Origin of the sequence: Streptomyces sp. NPDC050743, assembly GCF_044456925.1 — a bacterium.
In the GTDB taxonomy this organism is placed as follows: Bacteria; Actinomycetota; Actinomycetes; order Streptomycetales; family Streptomycetaceae; genus Streptomyces.
The window spans coordinates 26084-42779 of record NZ_JBITGJ010000057.1; the positions used below are offsets into that span (position 1 = coordinate 26084).

Consider the following 16696-nt stretch of genomic DNA (forward strand, 5'->3'; position numbering starts at 1 on the left):
GCCCCGGCCTTCGGGCCGGGGAGGAATCGGACTCCTGCGGAGCAGGGCAGGGATAGCCGGATCGCCGTCAGGGCGATCCGGCGTCCACCCCGCACGGCGGTGACGTCGCCCACCATGATCAAGAACTCTCAACTGTCAGTGGCCTCGGGTAGGTTCGGATGCATGACGACGGAGGCGACCACGAAGGACACCGGGCATGCCCGGTACACCTTCCGTGTGCGCCTGTCGAACACGGCCAGGCGCCGGCTCGAAGCCGAGTGGGATCGCTGCCGCTGGATCTGGAACGAGTGCGTCGCGAAGTCCCGGCAGGTGCACGCGCAGAGCCGGGCGACGGGTGAGAAGCTGACGTGTGGTCCGGCTCAGCTCGACAAGATGCTGACCGAGGCCCGCAGGGTGACGCCCTGGCTGGCTGAGGGCGCGAGTATGCCTCAGCAGCAGGTGATACGCGACTTCGCCACGTCCCGCACGAAGGCGCTGAAGGACATCAAGGACCGGCTTCCGACGCACCGGCGGGCCGGGATGCCCAGGTGGAAGAAGAAGCGGGAGGCGCGGCCCAGCCTCAACTACACCAGGCGCGGTTTCCGCCTCAAGGACGGCCGCCTGCACCTCGCGGGCCAGATCGTGCTGAGGGTGGTGTGGTCGCGGCCCCTTCCGGCCGACCCGTCGAGTGTGCGCGTGTTCCAGGACACGCTCGGACATTGGTACGTGTCCTTCGTCGTTCCCGCGCAGAGTGAACCGCTCGCCGCCACGGGGCGCGTGCTCGGGGTGGACTGGGGTGTGACGGAGACCGCCACCACCACCGACGACGCCTACGACCTGCCGCATGCCGAGCACGGCAGGCGGGCCGCGCAGCGGCTGGCGAGGTACCAGCGGATGATGGCCCGGCGCCGGCCTCCCAAGGGACAGCCCGCATCCGCCGGCTACCGCAAGGCGCAGGCCCAGGCGGCGAAGCTGCACAAGAAGATCGCGAGGCAGCGGGAGGACACCGCCCGCAAATGGGCCAAGTCCGTGATGCGCGGCCACGACGGGGTTGCGGTGGAGGACTTCAGGCCGAGGTTCCTGGCGAAGACCACCATGGCCCGCAAGGCGGCCGATGCCGCCATCGCCGCGACGAAGCGTGCCCTGGTCGAGATGGGCCGCAAGCACGGGCGGGAGGTCCGTCTCGTGCACCCGGCGCACACCACGAGGGACTGTGCCAAGTGCGGAGCGAGAACCAAGCACGCACTGCCTCTGTCGATGAGAACGTATACCTGCACCGCGTGCGGAGCCGTGTCCCCCAGGGACAAGAACTCCGCCCGCGTGATGCTGGTCCGGGCAGGTTGGAACCCGGACGGTGCCGAGGGCGTAAGACCACCCGAGCCGCCGGCTCCGGTGGCGGCCTGAGCCGTAAATCCCCGCTCAGCCCCGGAGGGCGACGCATCCCCTCCCTTCAGGGAGGGGAGCCTTCAATGCATGCTCCTGAAGGACGGCGGGACAGGGACAAGGCAGGCAGAGGGGTGCCCTGGAGCACGGGAAGGCGCGGTCAGGAGGCGGCCGGTGCCGGTCCCGAGCTCGCCCGTACCGTCAGCTCGGGCGCGATCAGCACGACCTCGTCGCCGCCTCGCCCGTCCAGCTTGGCCACCAGGTGCTCGACCGCGTACCGGCCCATCTCCTGCGCCGGTATGGCGACCGAGGTCAGCCGCACCGACGCCTGGACGGCGACCTGGTCGGGGCAGATCGCGACCACGGACACGTCCTCCGGGACGGCCCGGTCCTGCTGGCGCAGCAGCGCGAGCAGCGGCTCCACCGCCGACTCGTTCTGCACCACGAACCCGGTCGTCGCCGGCCGCTCGTCGAGGATCCGGGCCAGGGTCACGGCCATCGCGTCGTAGCCGCCGTCGCACGGGCGGTGCAGCACCCGGACGCCCGTCTCGCGGGCCCGGGCGCGCAGTCCGTCGAGGGTGCGCTCGGCGAAACCGGTGTGCCGCTTGTAGACGGCCGGGGCCTCGCCGATGACAGCGATGTCACGGTGCCCGAGCCCCGCCAGATGCGCCACGCACAGCGCGCCCGTCGCGCTCCAGTCCAGGTCCACGCAGGTCAGACCGGTGGTGTCGGCGGGCAGGCCGATCAGCACGGAGGGCTGGTCGGTCCCGCGCAGCAGCGGCAGCCGCTCGTCCTCCAGCTCGACGTCCATCAGGATCATCGCGTCGGCGAGACTGCTGCCGGTCACCCGGCGCACCGCGTCGGGTCCCTCCTCTCCGGTGAGCAGCAGGACGTCGTAGCCGTGGTTGCGGGCCGTGGTGGCCACCGCGATGGCGATCTCCATCATCACCGGCCCATACATGTCGGTGCGCAGCGGGACCATCAGCGCGATGATGTGCGACCGCTTGCCGGCCAGGGCGCGGGCGCCGGCGTTCGGGTGGTAGCCCAGTTCCCGGATGCTCTGCTCGACCCGGAGCCGGGTGGTCGCGGAGATGGACCGCTTGCCGCTGAGGACATAGCTCACCGTGCTCGCCGAGACTCCGGCGTGCTGGGCGACCTCGGCAAGGGTGACCATCCGTGCTCCAAGCATGGTGAAGCGCTTCGACAACGCGCGTTGCTGACGAGGATGGGTGAGGGTGAGAGTGACACTCGCCTCAGCTGGGGCGGGGTGTCCATAGGCTGTCGAAGCGCTTCGACAGCCTTTCGCTGGCCGATATCCCGAACGAGTCGCCGAGCAGCAGTACACCTGCGGGCCGGACTCCGGCAGGCCTTTCGGCCGTTCGGACGCGCGAGGGGTGGTGGGGTCGGCCCGTTTCGGGTACCAACGATCCAGTAGCACTGGTCGGTACGATCAGTCCAATTCGTCCCTCTTCGCGGCGAGGTGAGCCTCAATGTCCGCCCCTACCAAGTCACGCACCACCGTCACCGAGCGCGAGGCGCGCCGGGTGGCGGAGGCCGCCCGGCAGCAGGACTGGCACAAGCCCAGCTTCGCCAAGGAACTCTTCCTCGGGCGCTTCCGGCTCGACCTCATCCATCCCCACCCGCTCCCGGACCCCGAGAGCGTCCAGCGCGGCGAGGAGTTCCTCGCCAAGCTGCGCACGTTCTGCGAGTCCACGATCGACTCCGCCCGTATCGAGCGCGAGGCCCGCATCCCCGACGAGGTCGTGACCGGCCTGAAGGAGCTCGGCGCCCTCGGCATGAAGATCGACCCCAAGTACGGCGGCCTCGGTCTCACGCAGCTCTACTACAACAAGGCCCTCGCCCTGGTCGGCTCCGCGAGCCCCGCCGTCGGCGCCCTGCTCTCCGCCCACCAGTCGATCGGCGTACCCCAGCCGCTGAAGATCTTCGGCACCCAGGAGCAGAAGGACGCCTTCCTGCCCCGCTGCGCCCGCACCGACATCTCCGCCTTCCTGCTCACCGAGCCGGACGTCGGCTCCGACCCGGCCCGCCTCGCCACCACGGCCGTACCCGACGGGGACGACTACGTACTCGACGGGGTGAAACTGTGGACCACCAACGGGGTGGTCGCCGACCTGCTCGTCGTCATGGCACGCGTGCCGAAGTCGGAGGGACACAAGGGCGGCATCACCGCGTTCGTGGTGGAAGCGACCGCGGAGGGCGTCACCGTCGAGAACCGCAACGCCTTCATGGGCCTGCGCGGCATCGAGAACGGCGTCACCCGCTTCCACCAGGTGCGGGTCCCGGCCGCGAACCGGATCGGCCCGGAGGGCGCGGGCCTGAAGATCGCGCTCACCACGCTCAACACCGGCCGGCTCTCGCTGCCGGCGATGTGCGCGGGCGCCGGCAAGTGGTGCCTGAAGATCGCCCGCGAGTGGTCGGCGGAGCGCGAGCAGTGGGGCAAGCCGGTGGCGCTGCACGAGGCCGTCGGCTCCAAGATCAGCTTCATCGCGGCCACCACCTTCGCCCTGGAGGCCGTCCTCGACCTCTCCTCGCAGATGGCCGACGAGGACCGCAACGACATCCGCATCGAGGCCGCCCTCGCCAAGCTCTACGGCTCCGAGATGGCCTGGAAGATGGCCGACGAACTCGTCCAGATCCGCGGCGGCCGCGGCTATGAGACGGCCGAGTCGCTGAAGGCACGCGGCGAGCGCGGGGTCCCGGCCGAGCAGATCCTGCGCGACCTGCGCATCAACCGCATCTTCGAGGGTTCGACGGAGATCATGCACCTGCTGATCGCCCGCGAGGCCGTCGACGCCCACCTCTCGGTCGCCGGCGACCTCATCGACCCCGACAAGTCCCTGTCCGACAAGGCGAGGGCCGGCAAGAACGCGGGTGTGTTCTATGCCAAGTGGCTGCCGAAGCTGGTCGCCGGACCCGGTCAACTTCCCACGTCCTACGGCCAGTTCAAGTACGGCGTCGATCTCTCCGGGCATCTGCGCTATGTCGAGCGCACCGCCCGCAAGCTGGCCCGCTCCACCTTCTACGCCATGTCCCGCTGGCAGGGTCGCATGGAGACCAAGCAGGGCTTCCTCGGGCGGATCGTGGACATCGGCGCCGAGCTGTTCGCGATGAGCGCGGTCTGCGTCCGGGCCGAACTGCTGCGCAGCCGCGACGAACACGGCCGCGAGGCCTACCAGCTGGCCGACGCCTTCTGCCGGCAGGCCCGCATCCGGGTCGAGGAACTCTTCGACCGGCTGTGGACCAACACCGACGCCCTCGACCGCAAGGTGGTCAAGGGCGTGCTCGGCGGGGCCTACACCTGGCTGGAGGAAGGCGTCGTCGACCCGTCCGGGGACGGCCCGTGGATCGCCGACGCCACCCCCGGAGCGTCGAAACGGGAGAGCGAGCGCCGCCCCTTCGGGGACTGAGCCGCCCTCCCGCCTGCCGACCGGGTGCCTGGGGTTGGTCAGTTGCCCCAGGTGCCCTGGTCCACGGCGCAGGTCCAGCCCGAGCCGTGCAGGGTGAACTTCACCTTGTAGCTGTGGGTGTTGAGCAGATGCGTCTGCACCTTCACCCCGAGGCTCGCCTTCTTGTTCAGCGTCCCCGTGTACACGGTCACCGTCTTCGACGTCTTGTGGGTGACCTTGCCACCCGTGGCCTTGGCCGAGCCGAAGCGGATGTTCTTGACGTCGGTGACGGTGAAGCTGACCTTCTTGAAGGTCTTCGTCGTGCTCTTGTTCTTGATGCCGAAGTACAGACCCCCGTTGGTCACCCAGCCGTGCGAGTCGATGTAGAAGCTGGTCGGGTAGACCAGGTTGATCGGGCAGCCGGAGCTCGTCGGCGCCTGGGCGGCGGCGAACGCGCCCCCGGCCAGACCGAGCTGAGCGGCGGTCAGGACACCGGCCGTCCCCAGGACGGCGGCAGTCGTACGCATACGGTTCATGGTGGAACTCCTCCCCCTTTGGCCCTTCTTGACGGGCGCCAACGGAAGGATGCCATCACCGGTGCGCGAAAGCGCGCGTTTTCGGGATCGCCCCACCGATGGTGTTCGTGATCGACACCGACACGTGATCTTTACCGACGCTTCACAGCGGGACAATCACTCCATACGGCGCGAACCACTCCGACGCACCCGCCCGGGGGATGCCCTGTCCTGCCGGTCACCGGTTGGGGCAACAATGGGGGGATGACCGACAGCCCCGCCCATCCGGCACCCCTCGCCGATCCGCACCTCGTCTACGACCCCCTCACGGGCGACAGCCCCAAGGACGTGGTGATCCTCGGCTCCACCGGATCCATCGGCACCCAGGCCATCGACCTCGTGCTGCGCCACCCCGACCGCTTCCGGGTCACCGCCCTGTCCGCGAACGGCGGCCGCGTGGCCCTCCTCGCCGAGCAGGCCCGCCGGCTGCGGGTGCGGACCGTCGCGGTCGCCCGCGAGGACGTCGTACCCGCCCTGCGCGAGGCGCTCGCCGCCGAGTACGGCCCCGGCGAGCCGCTGCCCGAGATCCTCGCCGGACCGGACGCGGCCACCCAGGCCGCCGCCTCCGACTGCCACACCGTGCTGAACGGCATCACCGGCTCCATCGGCCTCGCGCCCACCCTCGCCGCCCTGGAGGCCGGCCACACCCTGGCGCTCGCCAACAAGGAGTCCCTGATCGTCGGCGGACCGCTGGTCAAGGCGCTCGCCAAGCCGGGGCAGATCATCCCGGTCGACTCCGAGCACGCCGCCCTCTTCCAGGCCCTGGCCTGCGGCACGAGGACCGATGTACGCAAGCTGGTCGTCACGGCGTCCGGGGGGCCCTTCCAGGGCCGCACGAAGGCCGACCTGGCCCGGGTGACCGTCGAGGACGCCCTCGCCCACCCCACCTGGGCGATGGGCCCGGTGATCACGATCAACTCCGCGACCCTCGTCAACAAGGGCCTGGAGGTCATCGAGGCACACCTCCTCTACGACATTCCCTTCGACCGCATTGAGGTGGTCGTGCATCCCCAGTCGTATGTCCACTCGATGGTCGAGTTCACCGACGGATCCACGATCGCCCAGGCGACGCCCCCCGACATGCGCGGGCCCATCGCCATCGGTCTGGGCTGGCCCGAACGCGTCCCGGACGCGGCGCCCGCCTTCGACTGGAGCAAGGCCTCCACCTGGGAGTTCTTCCCCCTGGACAACGAGGCCTTCCCCTCGGTGAACCTCGCCCGGCACGTGGGAGAGCTCGCGGGGACCGCGCCGGCGGTGTTCAATGCGGCCAACGAGGAGTGCGTCGAGGCCTTCCGCAGCGGCGCGCTGCCCTTCAACGGCATCATGGAGACAGTCACCCGGGTGGTCGAGGAGCACGGCACCCCGGTTTCGGGAACTTCACTCACCGTGTCGGACGTCCTCGAAGCGGAGACCTGGGCAAGGGCCCGGGCCCGCGAACTGACAGCCACGACGGCGACCGCGGAGGCGCGTGCATGACGACCTTGATGTTCATCCTCGGCATACTGGTCTTCGTGGTCGGCCTGCTCGTCTCGATCGCGTGGCACGAGCTGGGGCACCTCTCCACGGCCAAGCTCTTCGGGATCCGCGTCCCGCAGTACATGGTCGGCTTCGGCCCGACCATCTGGTCGCGGAAGAAGGGCGAGACCGAGTACGGCATCAAGGCCGTCCCGCTCGGCGGCTACATCCGCATGATCGGCATGTTCCCGCCCGACGACCAGGGCCGCGTCTCCGCCCGCTCCACCTCCCCGTGGCGCGGCATGATCGAGGACGCCCGCTCGGCGGCCTTCGAGGAACTCCAGCCCGGCGACGAGACCCGCATGTTCTACACGCGCAAGCCGTGGAAGCGCGTCATCGTCATGTTCGCCGGCCCCTTCATGAACCTGATCCTCGCGATCGGCCTGTTCTTCACCGTGCTCATGGGCTTCGGCATCCCGCAGCAGACCACCACCGTCGCCTCCGTCTCGCCCTGCTCCATCGAGCAGAGCGAGCACCGCGACAGCTGCAAGAAGTCCGACCCGGTCTCCCCGGCGGCGCAGGCTGGCATGAAGGCCGGCGACAAGATCCTCTCCTTCGACGGCAAGCCCACCAAGGACTGGAACACCCTCTCGGACCTCATCCGCGACAGCGCCGGCAAGAACGTCGCCATCGTCGTCGACCGCAAGGGCCACCAGATGACCCTGCACACGACGATCACCACCAACCTGGTCGCCAAGAAGGACGCCAAGGGCAACTACGTCAAGGGCTACGTCAAGGCCGGCTTCCTCGGCTTCAGTGCCGCGAACGGAGTCGTCAAGCAGGACTTCGGCGGGTCGGTGAGCTGGATGACCGACCAGGTCGGCAACGCCGTCGACTCCCTCGCCGCCCTGCCCGCCAAGATCCCGGCCCTGTGGGACTCGGCCTTCGGCAACGCCCCGCGCCAGCCGGACTCCCCGATCGGCATCGTCGGCGCCGCCCGCATCACCGGCGAGATCGCCACGCTGGACATCCCCGCCTCCCAGCAGCTCGCGAACTTCGTGATGCTCCTGGCCGGCTTCAACCTCTCCCTGTTCCTGTTCAACATGCTCCCGCTGCTCCCGCTCGACGGCGGGCACATCGCGGGCGCCCTGTGGGAGTCCCTGCGGCGCAACGTGGCCCGGGTGCTGCGCCGTCCGGACCCGGGCCCGTTCGACGTGGCGAAGCTGATGCCGGTGGCGTATGTGGTGGCCGGGATCTTCGTCTGCTTCACCGTGCTCGTCCTGATTGCGGATGTCGTCAACCCGGTCAAGATCAGTTAGGCGTTAACCCCGTGCACATCTCGTAGCCGTACGACGTTCTCGGCGGCCCGGAGGAGGATCTTCCGGGCCGCAATCCATCGAGTGGGTTTACCGGGTGGGATGTGCTGGCGCCTAGGGCCGTACCGTAATCTCGAAGCCTGGAGCCCGCTCGTAGACGGGACCGGACCTTGATCCACGACTTGGGGTTGCACAGCAGATGACTGCGATTTCTCTCGGCATGCCGTCCGTTCCGACCAAGCTCGCCGAGCGCCGGAAGAGCCGGCAGATCCAGGTCGGAAGCGTGGCGGTCGGCGGAGACGCGCCCGTCTCGGTCCAGTCGATGACCACGACCCGTACGTCGGACATCGGCGCCACCCTCCAGCAGATCGCGGAGCTGACGGCGTCCGGCTGCCAGATCGTGCGCGTGGCGTGCCCCACCCAGGACGACGCCGACGCCCTGGCGACCATCGCGAAGAAGTCCCAGATCCCGGTGATCGCGGACATCCACTTCCAGCCCAAGTACGTCTTCGCCGCCATCGAGGCCGGCTGCGCCGCGGTCCGCGTGAACCCCGGCAACATCAAGCAGTTCGACGACAAGGTCAAGGAGATCGCCAAGGCCGCCAAGGACCACGGCACCCCGATCCGCATCGGCGTGAACGCCGGCTCCCTGGACAAGCGCCTGCTCCAGAAGTACGGCAAGGCGACGCCGGAGGCGCTCGTCGAGTCCGCCCTGTGGGAAGCGTCTCTCTTCGAGGAGCACGACTTCCGCGACATCAAGATCTCCGTCAAGCACAACGACCCGGTCGTCATGATCGAGGCCTACCGCCAGCTCGCCGAGCAGTGCGAGTACCCCCTCCACCTCGGGGTGACGGAGGCGGGCCCCGCCTTCCAGGGCACGATCAAGTCGGCGGTGGCGTTCGGCGCGCTCCTCTCCCAGGGCATCGGCGACACCATCCGCGTGTCCCTGTCCGCGCCCCCCGTCGAGGAGGTCAAGGTCGGCCTCCAGATCCTGCAGTCGCTCGGCCTGCGCCAGCGCGGTCTGGAGATCGTCTCCTGTCCGTCCTGCGGCCGCGCCCAGGTGGACGTCTACAAGCTCGCCGAAGAGGTCACCGCGGGCCTCACCGGCATGGAGGTCCCGCTGCGGGTCGCCGTCATGGGCTGTGTGGTGAACGGTCCGGGCGAGGCCCGCGAGGCCGACCTCGGTGTCGCCTCCGGCAACGGCAAGGGCCAGATCTTCGTCAAGGGCGAGGTCATCAAGACCGTCCCCGAGTCCAAGATCGTGGAGACCCTCATCGAGGAGGCCATGAAGCTGGCCGAGCAGATGGAGAAGGACGGCGTGGCCTCCGGCGAGCCGTCGGTGTCCGTGGCCGGCTGATCTTCTCGGCTTTCGTGAGTCCCGTCACCGCTGGGTGGCGGGACTCAGCCATACCTCCGCCCAGACGGATTTGCCGGGCTGCAGCGGCGTGACGCCCCACTTGTCGGCGAGCGCCTCGACCAGCAGCAGCCCCCGCCCGGACTCGTCGGCCGGGACCCGCAGCTCGGGCAGCCGCTCGGTACGGGTGTCGGCGACCTCCAGACGCAGGGTGCCGGCCGACTCGGTGAGCTGGAGACGGAAGTCCCGCCCGGGTACGTGCCCGTGCCGGACCGCATTCGCCACGAGCTCGGCGGCGATCAGTGTGACGGCTTCGTTCACGGGGCCGTCGTAGGCGTGCCCCCACTCGTCCAGCCGGTACGAGACGAGCCGCCGGGCGAGGCGGGCGCCGCGTGGGGTGGAGGTGAAGCGCATGGCGAATTCGCGGGTGGAGATTTCCGACTTCATGCCGCTTACGTTTGCGCACGCTCAGTAACGTTGAACAGCGGCCGCACCTTGACCAACACGGGTTGTACGAGCGTGGGGTGGGGCTGTACGCGGGCGCGCCGTGACCGGCGGTGGCGTGGGGGTATTGGGGGTGTATGTGAGCGAGGAAGCGCAAGGAACACCGGAAAACCAGGAAGCGCCGGAGCCGGAGCCCGGCTCAGGCATCCCGCTCGTCTTCGGGCGGCTGTTGAAGCGTCTGCGGACCCAGGCGGGCATGGAACGCGCGGAACTCGGCTCTCGTACTGGCTATTCGGCGGCGACCATCGCGTCGTTCGAGCAGGGGAGGCGCATTCCGCCGGCCAGGTTCATCATGCAGGCCGACGAGGTGCTGAACGCACGCGGGGTGCTGGTCGACTTCATCGAGGAGATGGAGACGGCGCAGTATCCGGCGTTCTTCCGGGATGCGGCGGCGCTGGAGAAGCAGGCAGTCGCGTTGCACGTGTTCGCCGTGCAGGCCGTACCCGGTCTGTTGCAGACGGAAGACTACGCGCGGGCGGTGTTCACCATGTGGCGGCCACCGCTGGACGAGGAGACGATCGAGCAGCGGGTGACGGCACGGCTGGCCCGCCAGGACATCTTCGCGCGAAACCGGCGCCCACCATGACCTTCGTGATGGAGGAGGCCGTCGTACGTAGGAGACTGGGTGGATTGGCCGTCTGGCGTGGCCAGTTGGAGCACATCCTGCTTGTCGGTCAGCGGCGTAACGTGGAGATCCAGGTGATGCCGGACGATCGCGACGAACACGCCTCCCTCAACGGTCCGTTCACTTGATCGAGACGGCGAAAGGACGCAGGATCGCCTATGTACCGGCGTACAGGGCCAGCCGCCTCTTCACGGACCGTGCGACGGTCAGGGAAGTGGAGGACCAGTACGGTCTCCTGCGCGCTCAGGCCCTCACGCCACGTGAATCGCTGGCCTTTGTAGGGAAGTTGCTGGGAGAGACATGAACGTTGATCAGCCGACAGAGCTGGTGTGGTTCAAGAGCAGCTACAGCAGCGGTGATGGCGGCGAATGCGTAGAGGTCGCCACCAGCCCCACCACCATCCACGTACGAGACTCCAAGCAGAACCCAGCCACCGCAGCCACTCTCGCTCTGCCCCCGGCCGCCTGGCAGGCGCTCCTCGATCTTGTCCAAGCTTGAGCGGAGCTTTACCGCCCCTTTGGTGCCGCTCCCGATTGCGAACTCGTCCTTAGAACTAGTGTTTTCGGGCTGGTGAGCAGACTGACGGGGAGGGGCGCGGCACCATGGGTGACCAGGTCGGCAGCGGTGGCGACGGCAAGATACTCGACATCAAGATCGCCGATCTGAAGCAGACGGCTCCGCATTTCCAGACGCACAGCTCGGATCTCACCAAGGCGCTCACCAAGCTCAAGACGGCGCTCGCGGCGGCCGGTTCGCCATGGGGCGACGACAAGCAGGGCAAGGAGTTCCACAACGCCTACGGCCCGAACGTCACGAAGATCGAGCACGCGGCGGACATCCTCGCCCAGGGCCTGGCCAGCATCCATGAGGCGATGAGCGACATGGCGGACGGCCACATCGACAACGAGCAGCTCGTCCGCTCGATGTTCAGCCGGATCCATGTACAGGGCCACGGGCAGGGCGGGGGCCAGGCCAAGTGAGCGCGGCGGACAAGGCGAAGGAGATCGTCCAGGATCTCACCGGCATGTGGTGGCCGGCGGCCGACGAGGGCGGACTGCGGGACGCGGCCAAGGCCTGGCGGGCCTTCGCCGACGACGTCGAGGACGTGCTGTCCGCGGCGAACAAATCGGCCCGGCACATCATCGAGGACAACAAGGGCGAGGCGATCTCCGCCTTCGACGACCCGTTCTGGCGCCGCTACTACCACGACGGCCATGGCTGGCTGAAGGACATGGCCGACGCCGCCCGGGACATGGCGAAGGCGCTCGACAAGTACGCCGACGCCGTGCACAAGGCGGTCACGCACCTGGAGCACGAGCTGGAGATCGTCGGCGCGACGATCGTCGCGGGCACGGCGCTGGCGATCTTCACGGCCGGTATCTCCGAGGGCGCGGCGGCCGCGGCCACCGCGAGCATCGTGGAACTCGCCGGGACCCTGGGCGTCGAGGTCTCCACGGAGATCGCCACGATCGCGGGCACCACGCTGAGTACGGCCGCGATCGGCGGCGTCGAGTCGGTCACCGTGGACCTGGCCGTCAGCCAGCCGGTCGCCATCGCCACCGGCGAGAGCAAGGGCTTCAGCCTGGACGAGGCGAGCGACGCGGCGACGTCCGGGATGGTGTTCGGCGGCATGTTCGGGGGTGCCGGCGCCATGGCCAAGGTCGCGGGCGAGGCGGGCGGCTTCGGTGCCCTCTTCGACGGCATCTCCATACCCGGCGCCCGCGCGCTGCCCAGCGAACTCGACGGCTTGGGAGACGTGGCCGCGAGCGACGCGCGGAGCACGGCCCGCCAGGCCGCGGGCGAGGACCCGGAGGGCGTGGCGGAGAACCCGGGCAACAAGGTCCAGGACGACAACACCGACCCGGTGGACCTGGTCACCGGCAAGATGTACCTGCCGCAGACCGATGTCGTACTCCCCGGCACGCTCCCTCTGGTCTTCACCCGCCGTGTGGAGTCCGGCTATCGCCTGGGCCACTGGTTCGGCCCGTCCTGGTCATCGACGATCGACCAGCATCTGGTGATCGACGCAGAGGGCGTCATCTTCGTCACCGAGGACGGCCTCCTCCTCACCTACCCCCACCCCCAGCCCGGCGCCCCGACCCTGCCCACCCATGGCAGCAACCGCTGGCCCCTGGCCCGCGTCGACGGCGGCTACACGGTCACCGATCCCCGCTCGGGCCGGGTGTGGCACTTCGCCGACCAGGGCGAGGACCGCGCGGTCCTGGCACAGATAGACGACCGCAACGGCAACTGGCTGACCTTCGAGTACGACGCCGAGGGCACCCCGCTGGCGATCGACTCCTCCGGCGGCTACCGCCTGAAGATCACGACAGCCGGCGACCGGGTCACGGCCCTGCACCTGGCGGGCGCGGCCCCGGACGGCACGGACCAGGAGATCAAGCGCTACGCCTACTCACCCGAAGGCCACCTGACGGAGGTCATCAACTCCTCGGGCCTACCCCTGCGTTTCGGCTATGACGACCGCGCCCGGGTGGTGTCCTGGACGGACACGAACAACCGCAGCTACACCTACGAGTACGACGACCGGGACCGCTGCATCGCCGAGAGCGGCTCCCACGGCCACATGGCGCTGCGTCTGTCGTACGACGAAACGGACCCGGCGACCGGCCACCGGGTCACCACGACGGTGACGGGGGAGGGCCACACCCGCCGCTACCTCATCAACGCCAGCAGCCAGGTCGTCACGGAGATAGACCCGCTGGGCGCGGCCACTCACTTCACCCGCGACCGCTACAACCGCCTGCTCTCGATCACGGACCCGCTGGGCCACACGACGACGTTCCGCTACGACGACGAGGGCAACCTGCTCTCGGTTATCCGTCCGGACGGCCGCGAGGCGAGGGCGGAGTACAACGACCTGGGCCTGCCGGTGAAGGTGACCGGCCCCGACGGCAACACCCACCGCCGTACCTACGACGAGCGGGGCAACCGCACGTCGGTGACGGACCCGGCGTCCCAGGCCACCCAGTTTGCGTACAACGAGGCCGGTCATCTGACGTCGGTGACGGACCCGCTGGGTCACACGACCAGGGTGACCTGCAACCACGCGGGCCTGCCGATCGAGGTCACCGACCCCCTGGGCGCGGTCACCCGTTACACCCGGGATGCCTTCGGCCGCCCAGTCGCGGTCACGGACCCGACGGGCGCGACGACCCAGCTGGAATGGACGGTGGAAGGCCACCTGGCCCGCCGCACGGCCCCCGACGGCACGACGGAGAGCTGGACGTACGACGGCGAGGGCAACTGCACCAGCCACACCGACCCCCTGGGCGGCGTCACCCACTTCGAATACACCCACTTCGACCTGCTGTCGGCCCGCACGGGCCCGGACGGCGTCCGCTACGAATTCGCCCACGACGCGGAACTGCGCCTGACGAAGGTCACGAACCCCCAGGGCCTGACCTGGGAGTACGCCTACGACGGCGCCGGCCGCCTGCTGTCGGAGACGGACTTCGACGACCGCACGCTGACATACGAATACGACCCGGCGGGCCGCCTGACCTCACGCCGGAACGCTCTCGGTGAGGTGACGACCTTCGAACGCGACGCCCTGGGCCGCGTCACCACCAAGAACGCCGCAGGCGCCGCCACCACCTACGCCTACGACTTCACCGACAACCTCGCCCAGGCCACGGGCCCGGACGGCACCACACTGAGCCTGCTGCGCGACCGCTACGGCCGCCTGCACTCGGAGACGGTCAACGGCCGCACGGTGACGTACACGTACGACGCCGTGGGCCGCCGCACAGGCCGCACGACGCCCACAGGAGCCGTCACCACCTGGACGTACGACGCGGCGGGCCGCCGCACGGGGATGGTGGCTTCGGGTCGCACGATCGACTTCGCCTACGACGAAGCCGGCCGCGAACTGACCCGCCACATCGGCGAAACGATCAACCTGCAGCAGACCTTCGACCCTCTGGGCCGCCTGACCACCCAGTCGGTGACCGGCGCAGAAGGCCGCACGCTGCAAAGCAGGGCATACACCTACCGCGCCGACGGCAACGTCATCGGAATCGACGACCACCTGTCCGGCACCCGCCGCTTCGACCTGGACACGACGGGCAGGGTGACAGCAGTCCATGCGGCGAACTGGACGGAGCGCTACGCCTACGACGAAGCAGGCAACCAAACAGAAGCGACCTGGCCGACGAACCACCCGGGCACGGAGGCAACGGGACCCCGCACCTATACGGGCACCCGCATCACCCGAGCCGGCACCGTCCGCTACGAACACGACGCCCTGGGCCGCATCACCCTCCGCCAGAAAACCCGCCTGTCGCGGAAGCCTGACACCTGGCGCTACGAGTGGGACGCCGAGGACCGACTCACATCGGTGGTGACCCCAGATGGCATCCGCTGGCGCTACACCTACGACCCTCTGGGCCGCCGCACCGCAAAGCTCCGCCTGGCCGAGGACGGGGAAACGGTGCTGGAGCGGGTGGACTTCACCTGGGACGGCACAACTCTCTGTGAACAGACCACCACCTCTGCAGCCCTCCCCAACCCGGTCACCCTCACCTGGGACCACCAGGGCCTCCGCCCACTCGCCCAAACGGAACGCATCACCGCAGCGAATGCGCCACAGGACGAGATCGACTCCCGCTTCTTCGCCATAGTCACCGACCTGGTCGGCACCCCGAACGAACTCATTGACGAACAGGGCGACATCGCCTGGCGCACCCGAAGCACCCTCTGGGGCACGACGGCATGGGCAGCGAACAGCACGACCTACACACCCCTGCGCTTCCCGGGCCAGTACTACGACCCGGAAACCGGCCTTCACTACAATTTCTTCCGCCACTACGATCCCGAGGCGGCTCGCTACCTCACTCCGGATCTGCTGGGTCTCGCCCCGGCGCCAAATCCAGTAAGCTATGTCCACAATCCTCTGGAGTGGACTGACCCACTCGGGCTTGCGCCGTGCGCCCGAGGAGGTTGGGCAGACAGAGCGGATTTCTCCAGCCAGAAGACAATGAGCAAGAAGTTCCATGCTCATGCCGGAGACTTCCTCGACAACCCCGGAAATCTGAACAAGGCAAACCTGCAGCGTTTCGAAGACGCCATGCGTGAGCACATGACCGCAGACGGAACGAAGGTATACCGTTTCAATTACCGCAATCAAGGACCTGCGGTCGGATTTATTGATCCGGCATCACAGAAGATGGTGATGCTGCATTCCGATGGAAAGTTCTGGTCTGCTTGGAAATTGGGAGATAAGCAGTTTCAGGGGATTGTTGACAAGGGATTCCTGTGGTGATGAACGCAGAAAACGAAGAAGAGCCGGCTCTCATCGCCATCCTCACCCCGGAAGGGTCCTTCTCGCCGTCATGGCTGCGGGGCAAGACGGTCGCACCGGTGCCGACAGGATCACGCATGGACACGGCGCTGATTCGCAGAATAGCGTCCGGCTGTCGAGCTGTCGGGGTGCAGCATGTCTTGTGGGTGCTCCTTGAGAATCGTACCGCTGTGACCGGTGATGAGACCGTATCCAGACTCTCAGTGGATTTGGGTCACGCGGACGTGCCACCACCGTCTGTCATTTACACGCCCGACCTCCAGGGAGCCGTGCTGTTCCCGGAAGCGGGGTACGCACTTGTCGGTGGGACCGATAAGTTCATGGCTTCTGCGGTCGGTGAAGGCACGGACGCGGCTCGCACACGGTTCCGTCGATATGCGGGCTCCCTCGAGCGTCGGCATCCTGGCCTGGTAACTGTGGCAGATTCCTACCCCGCTCGACAGAGGGCATGGTCCCATCCGTCAGACGTAACTCCCGGAAGCTCTGCGGCACGCCAACTGAACCTGCTCGACCAGTTGGCGGACGGGACGTGCACAGCGCCCGAGTTCGCGCATGCCTGGTGGGAGGCGCGGCGTGCCTCTCAAATGAACGGTGAACGAATCCAGGGGCCTCTCGCAGATCTCTTCGACCATATTTTCATGCTCCTTGAAGATTACGAAGTCGAACCAGAACTGCGAGAACCTGGCGACCTGTCCGCCGCAGAGCTTTCGGCAGCCGTGCGCGATGTCTGGGGCCACTTCCGTCGCGCGGGCGCGGAATGAGCTCGTCGCGCTACTAT

General features: G+C 68.2%; 12 protein-coding genes and 1 pseudogene. 10 read left to right on the top strand and 3 right to left on the bottom strand.

Annotated elements, in window-relative coordinates; all coding sequences use genetic code 11:
• The first annotated feature begins 162 nt into the window (after nucleotides 1-162).
• Complete coding sequence (locus tag ACIBJF_RS36130) at nucleotides 163-1383, top strand: RNA-guided endonuclease InsQ/TnpB family protein (protein WP_399180263.1); 1221 nt, start codon at nucleotides 163-165, stop codon at nucleotides 1381-1383.
• A gap of 139 nt (nucleotides 1384-1522) precedes the next feature.
• Here the strand turns inward: ACIBJF_RS36130 and ACIBJF_RS36135 are convergent, their stop codons facing one another.
• On the bottom strand, nucleotides 1523-2536 hold the full coding sequence (locus ACIBJF_RS36135) for a LacI family DNA-binding transcriptional regulator (protein ID WP_399180264.1): 1014 nt from the start codon (nucleotides 2534-2536) through the stop codon (nucleotides 1523-1525).
• Nucleotides 2537-2852: 316 nt separating this feature from the next.
• On the opposite strand from ACIBJF_RS36135, the gene ACIBJF_RS36140 reads away from it, so the two are divergent.
• On the top strand, nucleotides 2853-4790 hold the full coding sequence (locus tag ACIBJF_RS36140) for an acyl-CoA dehydrogenase family protein (RefSeq protein ID WP_399180266.1): 1938 nt from the start codon (nucleotides 2853-2855) through the stop codon (nucleotides 4788-4790).
• A 38-nt stretch (nucleotides 4791-4828) separates the two neighbouring features.
• Here ACIBJF_RS36140 and ACIBJF_RS36145 read toward each other — a convergent pair whose 3' ends face one another.
• On the bottom strand, nucleotides 4829-5305 hold the full coding sequence (locus ACIBJF_RS36145; protein ID WP_399180268.1) for a hypothetical protein: 477 nt from the start codon (nucleotides 5303-5305) through the stop codon (nucleotides 4829-4831).
• A gap of 243 nt (nucleotides 5306-5548) precedes the next feature.
• On the opposite strand from ACIBJF_RS36145, the gene dxr reads away from it, so the two are divergent.
• The 3 genes from dxr (at nucleotide 5549) to ispG (ending at nucleotide 9472) form a co-directional block, all read left to right on the top strand.
• Nucleotides 5549-6820, top strand: coding sequence for a 1-deoxy-D-xylulose-5-phosphate reductoisomerase (dxr, locus tag ACIBJF_RS36150; protein ID WP_399180270.1), 1272 nt, complete (start codon nucleotides 5549-5551; stop codon nucleotides 6818-6820).
• The gene (locus ACIBJF_RS36155) at nucleotides 6817-8118 is read left to right on the top strand and encodes a M50 family metallopeptidase (RefSeq protein WP_399180272.1); all 1302 of its coding nucleotides are present in this window, start codon (nucleotides 6817-6819) and stop codon (nucleotides 8116-8118) included. Before dxr ends, ACIBJF_RS36155 begins: the two co-directional genes overlap by 4 nt.
• Nucleotides 8119-8314: 196 nt before the next feature.
• Entirely contained in the window at nucleotides 8315-9472 is a 1158-nt protein-coding gene (ispG, locus tag ACIBJF_RS36160; RefSeq protein ID WP_351807114.1) for a flavodoxin-dependent (E)-4-hydroxy-3-methylbut-2-enyl-diphosphate synthase, read from the top strand.
• Nucleotides 9473-9496: 24 nt separating this feature from the next.
• Here the strand turns inward: ispG and ACIBJF_RS36165 are convergent, their stop codons facing one another.
• Complete coding sequence (locus ACIBJF_RS36165; protein WP_399180274.1) at nucleotides 9497-9916, bottom strand: ATP-binding protein; 420 nt, start codon at nucleotides 9914-9916, stop codon at nucleotides 9497-9499.
• A gap of 253 nt (nucleotides 9917-10169) precedes the next feature.
• Between ACIBJF_RS36165 and ACIBJF_RS36170 the strand changes: the two are divergent.
• From ACIBJF_RS36170 to ACIBJF_RS36190, 5 genes and pseudogenes are all read left to right on the top strand, one after another.
• Nucleotides 10170-10902 (top strand): annotated as a pseudogene (locus ACIBJF_RS36170) (helix-turn-helix domain-containing protein).
• Nucleotides 10899-11096: a DUF397 domain-containing protein gene (locus ACIBJF_RS36175; RefSeq protein ID WP_399180276.1), complete on the top strand. Its 198-nt coding sequence runs from the start codon at nucleotides 10899-10901 to the stop codon at nucleotides 11094-11096. Before ACIBJF_RS36170 ends, ACIBJF_RS36175 begins: the two are co-directional and overlap by 4 nt.
• Nucleotides 11097-11200: 104 nt before the next feature.
• Entirely contained in the window at nucleotides 11201-11578 is a 378-nt protein-coding gene (locus ACIBJF_RS36180) for a WXG100 family type VII secretion target (protein WP_399180278.1), read from the top strand.
• On the top strand, nucleotides 11575-15879 hold the full coding sequence (locus ACIBJF_RS36185; protein WP_399180280.1) for an RHS repeat-associated core domain-containing protein: 4305 nt from the start codon (nucleotides 11575-11577) through the stop codon (nucleotides 15877-15879). The genes ACIBJF_RS36180 and ACIBJF_RS36185 overlap by 4 nt, the downstream gene beginning before the upstream one ends.
• Nucleotides 15879-16679, top strand: a complete 801-nt coding sequence (locus ACIBJF_RS36190; protein ID WP_399180282.1) for a hypothetical protein — start codon at nucleotides 15879-15881, stop codon at nucleotides 16677-16679. Before ACIBJF_RS36185 ends, ACIBJF_RS36190 begins: the two co-directional genes overlap by 1 nt.
• Nucleotides 16680-16696 lie beyond the last annotated feature (17 nt).

What these genes read in the sequence shown, in the direction of transcription:
- ACIBJF_RS36130 (WP_399180263.1), top strand. Translation starts at nt 163, where the DNA reads ATGACGACGGAGGCGACCACGAAGGACACCGGGCATGCCCGGTACACC.
- ACIBJF_RS36135 (WP_399180264.1), bottom strand. Translation starts at nt 2,536, where the DNA reads ATGGTCACCCTTGCCGAGGTCGCCCAGCACGCCGGAGTCTCGGCGAGC.
- ACIBJF_RS36140 (WP_399180266.1), top strand. Translation starts at nt 2,853, where the DNA reads ATGTCCGCCCCTACCAAGTCACGCACCACCGTCACCGAGCGCGAGGCG.
- ACIBJF_RS36145 (WP_399180268.1), bottom strand. Translation starts at nt 5,305, where the DNA reads ATGAACCGTATGCGTACGACTGCCGCCGTCCTGGGGACGGCCGGTGTC.
- dxr (WP_399180270.1), top strand. Translation starts at nt 5,549, where the DNA reads ATGACCGACAGCCCCGCCCATCCGGCACCCCTCGCCGATCCGCACCTC.
- ACIBJF_RS36155 (WP_399180272.1), top strand. Translation starts at nt 6,817, where the DNA reads ATGACGACCTTGATGTTCATCCTCGGCATACTGGTCTTCGTGGTCGGC.
- ispG (WP_351807114.1), top strand. Translation starts at nt 8,315, where the DNA reads ATGACTGCGATTTCTCTCGGCATGCCGTCCGTTCCGACCAAGCTCGCC.
- ACIBJF_RS36165 (WP_399180274.1), bottom strand. Translation starts at nt 9,916, where the DNA reads ATGAAGTCGGAAATCTCCACCCGCGAATTCGCCATGCGCTTCACCTCC.
- ACIBJF_RS36175 (WP_399180276.1), top strand. Translation starts at nt 10,899, where the DNA reads ATGAACGTTGATCAGCCGACAGAGCTGGTGTGGTTCAAGAGCAGCTAC.
- ACIBJF_RS36180 (WP_399180278.1), top strand. Translation starts at nt 11,201, where the DNA reads ATGGGTGACCAGGTCGGCAGCGGTGGCGACGGCAAGATACTCGACATC.
- ACIBJF_RS36190 (WP_399180282.1), top strand. Translation starts at nt 15,879, where the DNA reads ATGAACGCAGAAAACGAAGAAGAGCCGGCTCTCATCGCCATCCTCACC.